The organism is Paenibacillus sp. V4I5 (genome assembly GCF_030817255.1).
GTDB lineage: Bacteria > Bacillota > Bacilli > Paenibacillales > NBRC-103111 > Paenibacillus_E.
Genome location: NZ_JAUSZB010000002.1, coordinates 3,373,458 through 3,388,645, shown reverse-complemented (window position 1 = coordinate 3,388,645; position 15,188 = coordinate 3,373,458). Strand labels below are relative to the sequence as shown.

The following is a 15,188-nucleotide window of genomic DNA, read 5'->3' as shown; positions in this document are numbered from 1 at the left end:
GTGATGTTGTTCTTCGTGTTATCCTTTAATCGCACCGATCATGACCCCTTTAACAAAGTACTTCTGCAAAAAAGGATAGACGATCAGCATAGGCACAATGAGTACGATCACACCGGCCGCTTTAATGGATTCCGGTGTCATTTGCTGCAAATCATCCTGCCTTACGGAATTAAGCTCTTGAAGAACCGATTGACTGGCCACCATTTGTTGAATCATAACCGCCAAATTCATCCGTGCGCTGTCATTGATAAACATGAGTACGTGTAAGAATGAATTCCAATATCCGACGCCATAGAATAAAGTCAACGTAGCTAAGACTGGCATGGATAAAGGGAGAATAATACGGGTGAGAAGTCTCCACTCTCCACAGCCATCCATGCGTGCTGCCTCTTCAAGCTCCTCAGGCACATTCATAAAGAAGGTCCGAAGCACAAGCATATTGAACGCGCTGATCAGTCCCGGCATCCATATGGCGCCGTACGTATCCAGTAAGCCGAGACTTTTCACGATCAGGAACAGAGGAATTAACGGAGTTCCGAACAGCATGGTAAATACGATAGCCAGTGTAAAAAAACGCCGCGCGTAGAAATATTTCTTGGCTAATGGATAGGCCGCCATGATCGTAAACCACATGCTCAGCGCAACGCCGACAACAGTAATCACGATACTATTACGAAAGGCTTTGACCAAATTCGTGCCATCATATAAGGCTTTGTATGCCTCGATTGTCCAGCCCTGCGGCCACAATGTCACGTGCCCCGAAACAATTGCCTGATAGCTGCTCAGAGATAAAGATATGATATGCATCAAGGGAAGAACGCAGCTTAGAGCTGCAAGGCCAAGGAACATATAATTGATTGTGTAAAAGATTTTCTCATCCCATGTTGATTTCATGATGGGGAGGCTCCTTTCTTACCACAGTCCTTGATCGAATTTACGGGCAAGTTGATTCGCAAGGACGACGAAGAAGAAGCCGACCAGAGATTCAAACAACCCGACCGCCGTAGTTAAACTGAACTGTCCTCCCTGGACACCCACGATAAAGATATAGGTGCTGATGACATTCGAGACATCCGAAACGGCTGCATTTTGGAGCGTGTACACATGGTCAAACCCGACTTCCATGACATTGCCCATACTCAGAATCAGCATGAGAATAATCGTGCTGCGAATGCCGGGCAGCGTAACATGCCAGATTTGCTTCCATTTGGACGCACCGTCGATGCTGGCCGCTTCATACAGATGCGTATCGATCGAGGTAAGCGCAGCCAGATAAATGATCGCTCCCCATCCGGCTTCCTTCCAAATTCCAGATCCGAGGAAGATAGCTATCCAGCTATGCTCCTGATACAAGAAGGCAGTGGTGTGACCCGTCCATAGCTCCAACAGCTTGTTAATGATACCGGATTGTTGGGAGAATATCGTAACGACAATGCCCCCAACAATGACCCATGAGAAGAAGTGAGGGACATAGATCAGCGTCTGCACAATTCGTTTGAACCGCATGGCGCGAACTTCATTCAGCAGGATGGCAATGATAATCGGAAATGGAAATCCAGCGACAATGCTTAATAAGCTCAATGTGACGGTGTTGCGGATGATGGTCAGCGTCTGGGGTTGGGTGAAAAGCGCCTTGAAATACTTTAGGCCAACCCATGGGCTTCCCCATATGCCATCTATCAAGTTATAGTTCTTGAAGGCAATGACATTCCCTAATATTGGAAAATATCTGAAGATAATAAAGTAAGCGATAACCGGTACAAACATGATCAACAGCGGCATATTTTGCTTGAAACGACGACGGGGTTGCAGCGACTTGGTGGTATGGTGGGTAAATCCTCGTGTAGAAATCATGGGGGCTGATTGAATGTTGTCTAGCGGTGTATGCGGCATCGTGTGTCACCTCCTTTGGTATATAAATCGATCCATCTCTTGCTCCCTTGCCGTCGATGGAATCAATGTACCTCAGAGATGCAATCATTCTCAATATACATGAATTAGCGAATAAACTCTTTTTAAACCCCTTGCTGTACAAGGCTTTAATGGATTTGATGCAGAGGTGTATAAACAACATTTAACGATATACTTTTCTTGAAAAATGGCATGATTACTCTTGCTTCCGGTAATCGCCGGGCGTGACGCCCGTATACTTCTTGAAGGCGCGTATAAACGAAATAGCATGCGTGTAACCAACCTTGCTACCGATGTCCTGGACGGAGTCACGGCTGCTCTGGAGCAGCTTTTTCGCTTGTTCCATCCGGATCTTAACCAGATAATCGACGAATTTTTCGCCAAACTCCTCTTTGAATGCGCGGCTGACATGAGAGGCATGAAGCTGAAACTGCTCGCTTAGCGAGGTAAGTGACAACTCTGGATCAGCATAATGGGTCTCCACGTAGGTGCGAATCTGATTCATGACTGCATGTGTGCTTCTGTCTTCACGAATACCAGCCATCCGCTGTGAAACTTCTTCTAACAGGTGAAACCACTCTGCATATAATTCTTCGATCGTATCGAACTGTTCAATGGCGTCGTTCAGCTGGGGAAGCGCGATTTTCCATAACTCCTGCAGCTCGGCTGAGAGCTCCATCATTTCCCGGTGTAAATGATAAACCAAATAATTCATGAGATTGCGAATCTCATCGTATGAGAATAATCCGACTTTTAATTCGGTGAAAATTTGCTCCAAGGCCGGCTTCCATCCCTTGTCCCCCAAGCGAAACGACTGAGCTAGTGATTTGACCAGGGGCAAGTGCTTATACATTTCCTTCTCAGCGGACGCTTCGGATTCCCAATGATACAGGACTCGATTCGTTCCTAAGGTCGATTTAAAGTGAAGAACATGGACGGCAGCCTCGTAGGAATGAACCAGCTCTTGTACTTGTCCAACCACATGTCCGACACCAAGCGTAATGCGAAAGTGGAGATGCTGCTCGACCCAGGAGCGAACATTTTCGCACAGATTGGCTGCGAGCTTCTCACTGTTTTTGACATTCTCATCGGCAAATATCACAACACTAAGCCTGTGTGTAGCCGTCCATTCCGCCCATACTGTCAGGCCAAGCGGTTCAGCCGTTTCATAAACGACACGGCTTAGTACAAATTTCAACAGTTCTTGATCCTTTTGAGAGAACATTCTGCATACTTCCATATACTTATCCATCTCGATGACTGCTGCAGCAAGTTGACCGAAACCAGATGGCAATTGCAGCCGATTCATCTCGGCTTTCCAGTCTTCATGATCGACCGCCCGGCTGCCCTCCAGCCATTCTTTGAAAAAGTGCCGCCGCCGGAATACGATATCTTCCTCATGCTGCTTCTCATAGCGGCTGGATAACTCCATGAGGTTGCCTATGGCTCGATCAATATATTGGAATTCGTCTTGTTTCTTGCCACGGGCGCCCATCGATTTCAGTTCGGAATAGGCATGGATACGGGACATAATCAACTTAATCGGCTGATAATTGCGATGTGTCACATAGGTCATCCAGACCCCGCCAAGGACAACCATAACTAGTCCCAATCCGATCCATACATAAGAAAATACAGAGGTGAAAGTAAATAAATAGTCATCGTTGAGACCGCTTCGGTATTCCCAGTTTGTATAATTGGAATGGATTCGAGTAAGCTCAGACCCTCTTTTCCTAGATCCTACGGCTACATCTGCGTTTCCGGATGCAATCAGCTGTTTCCCTTCGGGATCGTATACTTCAATAAAGCTGATTTTTGAATTGGACATATCACCGACCATTCTTGCAATAGACTCCATACTGATATTGACAACGACGATGCCTTTTTGCCCGGATAGCAGAGGAATCTTTCGTACTAAAGAAATAACGACTTTACGCTGATCCATCTCAGCAAATTCTTTAAAGACCCGCTGATTCGTCAGCTGATACTGAGAAGGGCTCTTCATCATCTCTTCTATAAACACTTTATCGCCGAAACGGTCTGACGTTATCATCGTGTTTGGACTAATGACCATATGATCAGAAACCCGGTAAAAATAAACCGAATCAATAAACTTGTTGTAATTCATCATGCCCCGAATCAATTCTGTGACTTCATAAGCCGAGTAATAGGGATTTCCCTCAAATTTGTTGTCAAAAAACTGGTCAATTCGCTTATTTGTCTGTAGTTCCTTGATCACATATTCATCTATCGTCTTTAAGGCATAGTCAACCGACTGCATGATATGCAAAGCATACGTCTTATTTGCATTTTCAGCTTCTTTTTTGGACAATTGGCTGATCGAAAGAATAATAAGCACAATGAGTACGGAAGTGATCATGAAAAATACAGGCAAATAGGAGAATAGAAGCCGATAAAACCATGGTTTGGTCATAAAAACGCTCCTCTTGAATAATCCATATGAAATGAAATAACAGTTCTGCCGCGTTCCTATTGCGACCGTTCACTGTCGTACGTTATATGCAAAATATTCAGGGATCATGCTTGTATACATGAATCTGCTTGATACTGGAAGTTCAATATGTTCAACCTTACAGGCACTATCCCTTTGGTTCAGGATGTCGCCGCAACGAACCATATACATCAATAATAAAGCACTGCGAAACCTTTTACTCTTTCTTTCTGAGTAAAAGGGACAGTGCCATTAGGAAAATAAATAAAAGCCCGCCACTTCAGCTGAAACAGCTAGAATGGCGGGCATGTTGTAACTTGGTTATTTATCCGCAAGTACAGTTCAGGACAGGCTTGCGGGCAGCAAGCGCTTCGTCCATACGGCTGACGACGGTGGTATAGGGAGCGTTTTTGACGAGATCCGGGTTTTCTTCGATTTCTTTGGAGATGGCGATCATTGTGTCAATGAATTCGTCCAAGGTTTGTTTGCTTTCGGTTTCTGTTGGCTCGATCATGATGCATTCTTCAACGCTGAGCGGGAAGTAGATCGTTGGCGGGTGATAACCGAAGTCGAGTAATCTTTTGGCGATGTCGAGTGTGCGTACACCAAGCTTCTTCTGGCGGTTGCCAGAAAGCACGAATTCGTGCTTACAGAAGCGGGGGTGAGGAACATCAAAGTATGGTGTCAGTCTAGCCAGCATATAATTCGCATTCAAGACGGCATACTCGGATACTTTGCGTAAGCCTTCTGGACCGAGTGTACGAATATAGGTATACGCGCGGACAAGGATACCGAAGTTGCCATAGAAGCCTTTGACGCGGCCGATCGTTTGCGGGTAGTTGTAGTCGAAATAAAAGCTGCCGTCTTCGCACTTCGCGACGAGCGGAGTAGGTAAGAACGGGATCAGCTTTTCTTTGACGCCAACGGGGCCTGCTCCAGGACCTCCTCCGCCGTGCGGGGTACTCATGGTTTTGTGCAGATTGAGATGCACGACGTCGAAGCCCATGTCGCCGGGGCGAGTGATGCCCATAATGGCGTTGGCATTAGCGCCGTCATAGTAAAGCAGTCCGCCTGCGGCATGCACGATCTCAGCGATCTCGACGATTTGTTCTTCGAACAAGCCGAGTGTGTTTGGATTCGTAAGCATTAACGCTGCAGTATCGGGACCAACGGCTTTGCGAAGCTCATCGAGATTCACGAGGCCGCGCTCGCCCGATTTGATGGTTATCGTTTCGAACCCGGCAACAGTCGCGCTGGCTGGATTAGTGCCGTGCGCAGAGTCGGGACAGATGACTTTGGTCCGCTTCTCACCGCGACTCTCGTGGTAGGAACGGATCATCATCAGTCCGGTCCACTCGCCATGAGCCCCAGCCGCAGGCTGCAGGGTTACGCGGTCCATGCCGGTGATAGCTTCAAGGTCATTTTGGAGATTGTAGAGCAGCTCCATCGCGCCTTGCAGCGATTCTTCCGGTTGGTATGGATGTATTTTAGCGAAGCCAGAGAAGCGGGCCACATCTTCGTTGATTTTGGGGTTGTATTTCATCGTACACGAACCGAGCGGATAGAAGCCATTATCGATACCAAAGTTGCGGCGCGAAAGTGCCGTATAGTGACGGATGACGTCTACTTCATATACTTCTGGCAGATCGGGTTCGTTCTGGCGTTGAAATTTGGCTGGCAGAAGAACATTCAAATTGACTTCTGGCACATCTGATTCAGGCAGTGAATAGGCGACTCGACCAGGGTGGCTCATTTCAAAGATGAGCGCTTTGCCGTCTGATTTCACATTCATGTTGTTTTCGCTCATACGAGTTCCTCCAATGCAACTGCGAAGGCATCGATATCTTCGCGCGTTCTTTGCTCTGTGACGGCAATAAGCATATGGCCGGCGAGTTCAGGGTAGTCGCGGCCGAGGTCGTAGCCGCCGATGATGTTCTTCTGCAGGAGCTTACTGTTCAGCTCCTGCACGTTCGTGCCGTCCGGTAGCTTGACAGCAAATTCATTGAAGAAGCTGCCTGCGAATGGCAGCGAGAAATTAGTTGACGCGGTTAGGCGGTTCGCCGCGTAGTGGGCTTTCTGGACGTTGAGCTTGCCAACGTCCTGGATGCCCTGCTTGCCCATCGTGGACAAGTACACGGATGCGCAAAGCGCGAGAAGCGCTTGGTTGGAGCAGATGTTTGACGTGGCTTTCTCACGTCGAATGTGCTGCTCCCGCGCTTGGAGCGTAAGGACGAAACCGCGTTTGCCATCGCGGTCAACGGTCTGGCCCACGATGCGCCCAGGCATGCGGCGCATCCAGCTTTCGGCGACGGCGAAGTAGCCGCACGTCGGCCCGCCCAGCGCAGCTGGGATGCCGAGCGGCTGGCAGTCGCCGACGACGATGTCAGCGCCGAGCTTGCCCGGCGCTTCGAGCAGCCCGAGCGTGAGCGGATTCGCGCTCACGACGAGCAGTGCGCCCGCGCCGTGCGCGAGGGGCTCAGCGGCCCCGATATCCTCCAAGCAGCCGAAGAAATTCGGCGATTGGAGGATGACGGCTGCCGCGTCGTCGCTAAGCTTGGAAGTAAGGTCCTCGAAGTCGGTCACGCCCTCTGGCGTGAGGCCGATCTCGACTACTTCCAAGTTCAGTCCGCGGGCGGTCGTGCGCAGGATCGCCCGCGCTTCCGGGTGCACCGCTCGCGAGACGAGCAGACGGCTGCGCTTCGTCGCTCCACTAGCCAGGGCGCCGGCTTCGGCCAGCGCCGTTGCGCCATCGTACATCGAGGCGTTCGCTACGGCCATGCCAGTGAGCTCACAGATGTACGACTGAAACTCGAAAATCGCCTGCAGCTCGCCTTGGCTGATTTCCGGTTGATAGGGCGTATACGCTGTGTAGAACTCTGAGCGCGAGATGACATGATTGATCACCACCGGAAGGTGATGATCGTAGATGCCAGCACCGAGGAAGCTGGCATAGCTGTCAAAGTCGGCGTTGCGGCTCGCCAGACCGCGCATATAGCGCAGCAGTCCTTGCTCATCCAGCGCCTTCGATACGTTCAGTTCGCCTTGAAAGCGAACCTTCTGAGGTATATCTTGAAACATCTCCTCCATGGATGAGATGCCGATGGTCTCCAGCATTTCTTTCTGATCCTGCTCCGTAATTGGCAAATAGCGGTGCTTCATGATGGCGGCTTGCTCCTCTCTTGAGCGAATGGCTTTACGGTTTTCTTTTGTAAAAAGGGGTGGCAACGACTTTAGCTTTGACCTGCGACCCTCTAATTTCCACATTCAATTCCGTGCCCAGCGTACTGTAAGCGGAATCGATTAAAGCCAAACCCACATTTGTTTTGAAAGTAGGCGATTGTGTCCCTGTTGTAACTTCACCGATCTGTTTACCATCCGTATTGAAAACGGCATAATGCGGACGCGGAATGCCGCGTTCGACCATTTCGATGCCGACGAGCTTGCGAGGCGTACCGTTTGTCTTTTGACCAGCGATCACGTCGCGACCTATGAAATCTCCCTTATCCAGCTTCACAAAAAAGGAAAGCCCCGCTTCTAGAGGCGTAATATCTTTGGAGAGCTCTTGTCCGTAGAGGGGGAGACGAGCTTCAAAACGCAAGGTATCGCGAGCGCCTAAACCTGCTGGTACGAGTCCGTGCTCTTGACCTGCTCCAAGAAGCAATTTCCACAGCTTTACAGCATCCTTTTGATCGACATAGAGCTCGAAGCCGTCTTCCCCTGTGTATCCTGTGCGCGAAAGGAGAGTGTTAATTCCAGCAACCTCTACATCGGAAAGGAAGCGAAATGTTTTCAATGATTGGATAGGCGCTTCTGTAAGTTTAGCTAAAATCAGTTCCGCATGCGGTCCCTGCATCGCGAGCATCGCCGTTTCCTCAGAGATGTTTGTGAGGTCTACTTTGCCTGTGAGGTTCTGCTGCATCCATTCCAAATCTTTATCGATATTCGAAGCATTGATGACCAGCATGTAGTTGTTATCACCAAGCTTATAAACGAGTAGATCGTCAACAACGCCACCAGTCGGATAACACATAAGGCTATATTGACATTGACCTGCTTCCAGCTTGGACACATCATTCGTTGTTAATTTTTGGAGAAAAGGGAGGGCATCTTCTCCGCTTATTCGGACTTCCCCCATATGGGACACGTCAAAAAGCCCAGCCTGCTGCCTGACGGCGTCGTGCTCTTTCTGAATACCAGCGAACTGTACGGGAAGCTCCCAGCCTCCAAAATCAATGACTCGCGCTCCATGCTCCGTATAAATCGGGAAGAGCGGTGTTCGTTTTAGCATGCTCGTAACCTCACCTTCGATTGTTGACATTGCTATTTTGCCCAAAATATAAGGCAGAAAATGCAAAAAAGAGCAAAACGTATGCAACACAAACATACCTTTTGCCCTGTCCTTTTTACCTGAGAGTTACCTCGCGCGAACTTCATGTCCGTCAAGTTTCCCCTTGGGTGTCGTTTTCCCGCTGTTCGCGGAAATTCGAAGCTCTCCAGAGTTGCGTCCGATACAGGTCCTTTTGCCTGAGAGATTCACCACTTTGGGCTTACTCCTTCGGCGCCGCGAGCTTGCCCTGCGATCTCTCCCTATACCATCATTCGCCAATATTCAATTTGCTTTATAGTATTATTATGTGTCCAAATTGGTGTGAATTGTCAACAGCAACTTTTGAAAAATGAGACTGGCCGTCTTAGTCCGGCTGTGTTGGTAAAATTTACTTCGACCACCTTGACTTTGATGTTCCCATTAGATTAAGCTAAAAGCAAAATTTGCTGGTAAGCGAGGCGTTAAACGATGAGTGAAGTACAAGCCATTTTGTTATACACCAAAGAGCATGAGTGGGTAGAGAAGCTGTCAGATACAGTGGTTCGCGTAGGCATTACTGATTTTGCCCAAGATCAATTGGGGGATATTGTGTTTGTGGAGCTTCCTAAAGTCGGAACATCCGTTACCGCGAATGAAAGCATTGGCAGTGTGGAATCGGTTAAAACAGTTTCGGATATTTTCTCGCCTATTTCGGGCAAAGTAACTGCAGTAAATAGTTCACTGGAAGGTTCACCTGAGTTGGTCAACAGTGCACCATTCAGTGAGGGTTGGATGGTTGAAGTCGAAATTACAGGTGCTGAAGCTTTGGAAGGCTTACTTACTCCAGCTGAATATGCATCTTACATCGGTAACGACTAGTAAGGAGTGACTTTGGCCTCCAACCAAAGATCCCTTAAAAAGGAGAGACTTTGGTCTCAACCAAAGATCCCTATATTAAGCTTGAAAGATGGAGGTTTTCTCATGTTATTTGGGCAAAAGCCACAGGAGCAGAATGATCGTGTTCCCCCTGGCCAAACGCTGACACAAGGCTGGCCTGTGCTTCATTACGGGTCCGTGCCTTATTATAATGATATGAGCAAATGGAATCTGCGTGTCTTTGGACTGGTTGAAGAGGAGTTCCAGATCTCATACAAAATCTTCATGGCTCTTCCACGCAAAGAGTTCGCAAACGACATTCACTGCGTAACGACATGGTCCAAGTTGGACAATGTGTGGGAAGGCATTGCTGTTTCTGAGCTTATGAGCAAAGTGAAGCTGAAGCCTGAAGTCACACATGTCATGCTGCACGCTGAGCATGGCTGGACGACGAATCTTCCGCTTGAGGACTTCCTCCGTGAGACCTCTTTTCTGGGCATCAGGCACAATGGTGAACTGTTGACACCTGACCACGGGGCTCCGGTTCGCATGGTTGTGCCGCATCTTTACTTCTGGAAAAGCGCGAAGTGGCTGCGCGGCATCGAATTTATGCCGAAGGATAAGCCGGGCTTTTGGGAGCGAAATGGATATCATATGTACGGAGATCCCTTTAAAGAGCAAAGATACGATTTTGATTAATAACGAAATAGTTAGAGGCATGTTGCTATTGCAATGTGCCTCTTTGTCATTTTAAAGGGGCAATATATTTTTTTGTATAAGTGTTGAAATATATATCGTGACGATGTATTATGTATCGTGAAGATATATCGTTGCGATATATAAAATTGAAGGAGTGAAAAAAAAGATGAAGAAAACCACAACAATTATACGTATTGTATTTGGAGTTTTGCTGTTAGGAATTGGTTTGGCTAATCTATCAGGCGCTATGCCTCCTATGAGATACCCTGAACCAGCTAACACGTTCATGTCTTCTCTTTTGGACACCAAATATATCATGGTCATTGTCAGTTTATTGAAAGTTTTTGTGGGTGTATCCCTGTTGACAAGCCATTTTGTATCGTTGGCACTTATCGTATTTGTCCCCATCTCAGTCAATATGATATTATTTCATGCATTTCTGGACGTTCAGGGGATTGTACCTGCCTTGGTAGTCGGTATCCTTCATATCTTTCTTCTATTTGCTTACATGGAAAGCTATAAATCATTGTTGCAAGCAAAGAAAATGAACGTTCGCGGCTAATTTTATGATGATGGAGTTTACTAATGGAGGAACCGTATGTACGAGTTGTTTGTTTTAGGGGAGTTGTCCATACAAGCTAAGCATGGATACGAGTTGCAATACATTTTAAAAACGACTGTAGGACCCATTCGACAAATCAGTTCAGGGACACTTTATCCACTCATTTCTCGACTGGTAGAAAGCGGCTTGATCAGTCAACGCAATGAGCCGCAAGAAGGTGGCCGCACGCGAAAAATCTATGAATTGACGGAAGCTGGCCGTCAGCGTTTTCATCTTCTAATGACAGCACCTTTGGAACAGAATACGGATATTGAGTTGCATTTTCATTTCAAGATGAACTTTTTTGGTTATGTTTCAACAGATCTGCGTCTGGCGACTCTCGAGCAATATTTGGAGTATTTGCAATACAATTTAAAATATATAATGGACTATGAATCACAAGTTACCTTGAAGCAGGAAATACCCGATTTAAAGAGGACCCAGATCTTGCGCATGTTTAGTCATCGAAAAAGCGTTGCAGAAACCGAAATCCAATGGGTTATGAATGAGATTGACCAAGTAGTTACGGGCACATGACTACCAAAGAACTTCCGGTATCGTATGAGGACCAAATAACAGGATTACTAATAAAATGGGGAACCAACTCAAGTTGGCTCTCCATTTTTGCGTAAAATGAAAGATTGCAAATTAAGGTCCGATAAGTTATTATTAGATTAGTAATTGATCAATCACTAATATGTACAACTTAAAGGTGGAATGAATAATGACGAAGAATTCTCAAACTTCAGTCAATCGACGAGTAGATATTGTATCCGCGGCAATAGAAGTATTTGCTGAAATTGGCTATTACCGTGCAACGACAGCAAAAGTTGCGGAACGCGCACAAATTTCTCAGCCTTATGTTTTCCGGTTTTTTTCAACGAAAGAAGCCCTGCTGCAAGAAGCGCTCGAAGTGTCTTGGACACGAATTCTTGAGGCTTTCCGGGCAGTTATCGAGACCGTTGCTCCTGAACAGCTTGAGAAAGAACTGGTAGAAGCTTATATTCATATTATGAAATCTTACCAAAATGAAACTCTGCTGCAAATGCAAGCTCAAACGATTAAAGAGGATAAGATCGCTGAGGTCATGCAGAAGGGATTTCGGGATGTTCAGCAGGTGGTGCTAGAAGCTTTTAAGCGGGCAGGTTTCGAAAAACCTCATGAGAGAACGATGATTTTTCTTGCTAGGGGGATGTTGTGCAATATTTCGATGGCGCTGTCTTTACCGGAATTAATGCTTATGGATGAATAAGCTGATTCTGGCTTCTTTTAAAGTAAGTGATCAATCGATTTCTGTTGACGAAAAAATGAAGTGCAAACTGGCAACAGTAGGCACTTCATTTTATGTTTCTATTACGGTAGGCCAGGGACTGTAAGAGTAGCCGAACGATAGCCTACATCAGATTCTCCATGCATGACCTTGAAAATTACGTTTACACTCTGTGATGCTGCACCCAAAGTAATGATCCCGGAGTTTGAAATTTTCATAATATCATTGCTGCTCTCAATAGAAACTGTATAACCTGCTGGTACGACTGGCATAGTCAACAGCGTCTGTCCGATAGACGGATTAGTAATGACCATTGTAGCTGCAATGTACTGCGCAGAACGCTCAAGCGTGAAGTCGCGGAAAGCAGGTGAGCTGTTATCCACCAAAGTCGGATAAATTTGAGTGCTGTAGTCACTGGATCTATAAGCGGACAGTGTATGCGAACCCGCGTTTAAATTTTTGAAATGGTAGAATCCATTTATATCGGCTGTTGTGGTTCTGGAAGTTGCTCCGGTCAATGTTATTGTAGCTCCGAAAACCGGTGCATGATTCTCACCTTTTACAAATCCGAAAATGTCTCCGTAACTAATCTGCTTCACATTCGTCCATGTCAGTGTATGATTGGTTGGAACATTTGCTTGTATAAACACGTCAGCGTCGCTGACGATCGTGACCGGACGTGATGGAATTACAAGCGATTGAGACGATAAACCAACGATGGATTTATAGATATAGATTGTACTGACTCTAGAATCTAGTAGTGCTGCATTAAGCCTTTCCACGTTTCCTGCCTCTGCCTGTCCAGAACCGCCAATAAAGGCAACTTGGTTATTCGGCTCATCCATTTTATCTGAAATGAGGAATGAGTATGATGAATACGAGCGTTTAACAGGTCCGGAGTAGCCGCCGAGATTAACGTTAAATTGATTGACATTTGCGCCAACCGCATACGCCAATTCTGAATCGGAGGACACGGGGGCAGTGCTTAAAGTCATGAAAGAACGGTTCGTTATATGAGCTGAGGCTGTATCCATTAAATAGTTGAGGGTGGCATCCAAATAACCAGGTTTACTCATCTTCCAAGAGAAATACATATCCTGTATCGCATTGGTAAATATGAACTTTCCATCCGTTCCAGAGATGACAGTAGTTCTCAGCCCGTTGCTCATCTCCATCGTAATCTCTGCCCCAGATAGAGGATTATACCGAGAATCCGTTGCTATCCCTGAAACCGATACAAACTGCACACCCATTACATCCGTTACTTGATTTAAACCTTCCTTAACGTTGACGACAAAGCCGCTCATTCCATAAGAGGAAGTAGTAAAAAAGCTGCGGTTTCCCACCGGAACGTTCGGAAACACAAATTGTCCTTGACTGTCCGTCACTGTTGGAGGCAGCACCTCAGAGGCAGCGCCGCCCGTATTGATTTTAACGGAGACACCTGCTAACGGAACCATGTTAGCGGCGTATACGGTTCCTGTTACAGTGCCCGTTGGCAAGGTGACTTGTATCGGCTGTGATAAGTTTGTCACCTCTCCCGATAAAATAGTAAATGGTGTTGAGTCTGACTCATATACGGCTGAGGTAACCGTGTTACCGGTGGATGCTTCCATATCGGAAATGGTGAAGCGGCCATGTTCATTAGTTAATGCTGCTTTTGTAGACTCTTTTAAATTCACAGCAACAAGGTTCATCGGTTCGCCGATTTGGTCAACAACAAGCCCCGTAACCGCACCTGTGGATACATAATTCGGAATACTTACAGGTGATATTTGTCTAACCATCGCCTTGACATCCAAGCTATTGCTCACTCCGTCATCATTTATGTCTGTAACTCCGTAAGTGTTGATGTATGTAACGATGTCATCTAGATGAATTCCGTCGCCGTCAGAGTCAAAGGGTACTGCTGCTTGGACGGCCGAGCTGCCTAATATGCCTAACAAAGTTAAGCTAATGAGACTTAATTTTAACTTTTTCAATTCTCCACATCCTTACCAAAAATAAATAGGTACGATCCCTAAAAATTTATTTCGCTATGAATCGACAAATTCCTGTATTTTTTTGAATTTGATTTTTTTGATATACTCGGGGAGGTTAATCGATTTTGACGGCCAGATAAATGGGGAAATGAAGTGGAGGCAGTATTTTGAAACAAATTGAAGGCTATTTAGACGTCCCTGGAGGCAGGGTTTGGTATACGCGAATTGGTGATGGAAATAAAACGCCTTTAGTTGTCCTACATGGTGGACCTGGTAATACACATGATCCGCTAAAATCTGTTCTTCATGTCTTGGCTGACGAGAGGCCTGTCATTTTCTATGATCAGCTTGGTTCTGGGAATTCAGATAGACCAACGGATCCATTATTGTGGAGAACCGAACGATTTATAGATGAGTTAATAGCTCTCAGGGAAGCGCTCGATTTGAAAGAGGTTCATCTTTTGGGCCATTCGTGGGGAACCATGCTGGCAGCATCTTACATAATAGACCGCAAGCCTTCGGGTGTTCGCAGCGTCATTTTATCAAGTCCATGTCTCAGTGCGGAGCGTTGGAAAAAAGACGCGGACCATTTCTTGGCTAATTTACCCGAAGAAGTTCAACTCACGATCAAGCGTAACGAAGACCAAGGTACAACCGATTCAGTAGAGTATCAAACAGCCATGGAAGAATACTACAAGAGACATGTGTGTAGACTGGACCCCCTTCCTTCAATCATTGCTGAGAGCCGTGCAAAAGCTAATAAAGACGTTTATATGACGATGTGGGGACCTTCTGAATTCAGTCCGCAAGGCAATCTGAAAACATACGATTGCACGCCACAGCTTCATGAAATCCAAGTACCCACGCTATTCGTTTGTGGACGTTATGATGAAGCGTCGCCAGAGTCGACTCACTACTATCAATCCCTCGTCCCAGCGTCTGAGCTTCATGTCTTCGAACATAGCTCTCATGTGAGTTACTTAGAAGAAACCCAGGAGTATGTAAGGATTGTCCGTGGTTTTTTGAGTGAAGCGGAGTGAATTATACGCCGAATACGAATATATAGATCTAGGTAAAAAAAGTAAGCCCAA

Annotated in this window: 13 protein-coding genes and 1 riboswitch; of the genes, 6 read left to right on the top strand and 7 right to left on the bottom strand. The window is 46.5% G+C overall.

Translation table 11 applies throughout. The features are described from left to right. Window positions 1-18 precede the first annotated feature (18 nt). The 6 genes from QFZ78_RS17330 to gcvT all read right to left on the bottom strand — a co-directional run bounded on the left by QFZ78_RS17330 (window position 19) and on the right by gcvT (window position 8,651). Window positions 19-894: a carbohydrate ABC transporter permease gene (locus tag QFZ78_RS17330; protein ID WP_307549390.1), complete on the bottom strand. Its 876-nt coding sequence runs from the start codon at window positions 892-894 to the stop codon at window positions 19-21. Window positions 895-912: 18 nt separating this feature from the next. After that, window positions 913-1,854: an ABC transporter permease gene (locus QFZ78_RS17325; protein ID WP_307555752.1), complete on the bottom strand. Its 942-nt coding sequence runs from the start codon at window positions 1,852-1,854 to the stop codon at window positions 913-915. A gap of 253 nt (window positions 1,855-2,107) precedes the next feature. Then, complete coding sequence (locus tag QFZ78_RS17320; protein ID WP_307549388.1) at window positions 2,108-4,345, bottom strand: helix-turn-helix domain-containing protein; 2,238 nt, start codon at window positions 4,343-4,345, stop codon at window positions 2,108-2,110. Between the two features lie 343 nt (window positions 4,346-4,688). Beyond that, window positions 4,689-6,170 (bottom strand): aminomethyl-transferring glycine dehydrogenase subunit GcvPB, encoded by a 1,482-nt coding sequence (gcvPB, locus tag QFZ78_RS17315; RefSeq protein ID WP_307549386.1) that lies wholly within the window; start codon window positions 6,168-6,170, stop codon window positions 4,689-4,691. After that, complete coding sequence (gcvPA, locus tag QFZ78_RS17310) at window positions 6,167-7,522, bottom strand: aminomethyl-transferring glycine dehydrogenase subunit GcvPA (protein WP_307549384.1); 1,356 nt, start codon at window positions 7,520-7,522, stop codon at window positions 6,167-6,169. Before gcvPA ends, gcvPB begins: the two co-directional genes overlap by 4 nt. A 34-nt stretch (window positions 7,523-7,556) precedes the next feature. Then, window positions 7,557-8,651: a glycine cleavage system aminomethyltransferase GcvT gene (gcvT, locus tag QFZ78_RS17305; RefSeq protein WP_307549383.1), complete on the bottom strand. Its 1,095-nt coding sequence runs from the start codon at window positions 8,649-8,651 to the stop codon at window positions 7,557-7,559. Between the two features lie 214 nt (window positions 8,652-8,865). Beyond that, a riboswitch (glycine riboswitch) is annotated at window positions 8,866-8,962 on the bottom strand. Window positions 8,963-9,158: 196 nt separating this feature from the next. Between gcvT and gcvH the strand changes: the two genes are divergently transcribed. The 5 genes from gcvH to QFZ78_RS17280 all read left to right on the top strand — a co-directional run bounded on the left by gcvH (window position 9,159) and on the right by QFZ78_RS17280 (window position 12,097). Then, complete coding sequence (gcvH, locus tag QFZ78_RS17300; protein WP_307549381.1) at window positions 9,159-9,548, top strand: glycine cleavage system protein GcvH; 390 nt, start codon at window positions 9,159-9,161, stop codon at window positions 9,546-9,548. 102 nt (window positions 9,549-9,650) lie between these two features. Continuing rightward, window positions 9,651-10,244: a sulfite oxidase-like oxidoreductase gene (locus QFZ78_RS17295; protein ID WP_307549379.1), complete on the top strand. Its 594-nt coding sequence runs from the start codon at window positions 9,651-9,653 to the stop codon at window positions 10,242-10,244. 166 nt (window positions 10,245-10,410) lie between these two features. Next, window positions 10,411-10,806: a hypothetical protein gene (locus tag QFZ78_RS17290; protein ID WP_307549377.1), complete on the top strand. Its 396-nt coding sequence runs from the start codon at window positions 10,411-10,413 to the stop codon at window positions 10,804-10,806. A 36-nt stretch (window positions 10,807-10,842) separates the two neighbouring features. Further along, window positions 10,843-11,382, top strand: coding sequence for a PadR family transcriptional regulator (locus QFZ78_RS17285; RefSeq protein ID WP_307549375.1), 540 nt, complete (start codon window positions 10,843-10,845; stop codon window positions 11,380-11,382). Window positions 11,383-11,569: 187 nt separating this feature from the next. After that, window positions 11,570-12,097: a TetR/AcrR family transcriptional regulator gene (locus QFZ78_RS17280; RefSeq protein WP_307549373.1), complete on the top strand. Its 528-nt coding sequence runs from the start codon at window positions 11,570-11,572 to the stop codon at window positions 12,095-12,097. A 101-nt stretch (window positions 12,098-12,198) separates the two neighbouring features. On the opposite strand, the gene QFZ78_RS17275 is transcribed toward QFZ78_RS17280, so the two are convergent. Then, complete coding sequence (locus QFZ78_RS17275) at window positions 12,199-14,097, bottom strand: carboxypeptidase-like regulatory domain-containing protein (protein ID WP_307549371.1); 1,899 nt, start codon at window positions 14,095-14,097, stop codon at window positions 12,199-12,201. A gap of 167 nt (window positions 14,098-14,264) precedes the next feature. On the opposite strand from QFZ78_RS17275, the gene QFZ78_RS17270 reads away from it, so the two are divergent. Further along, window positions 14,265-15,137 (top strand): proline iminopeptidase-family hydrolase, encoded by an 873-nt coding sequence (locus QFZ78_RS17270; protein ID WP_307549369.1) that lies wholly within the window; start codon window positions 14,265-14,267, stop codon window positions 15,135-15,137. The last annotated feature ends 51 nt before the right edge of the window (window positions 15,138-15,188 follow it).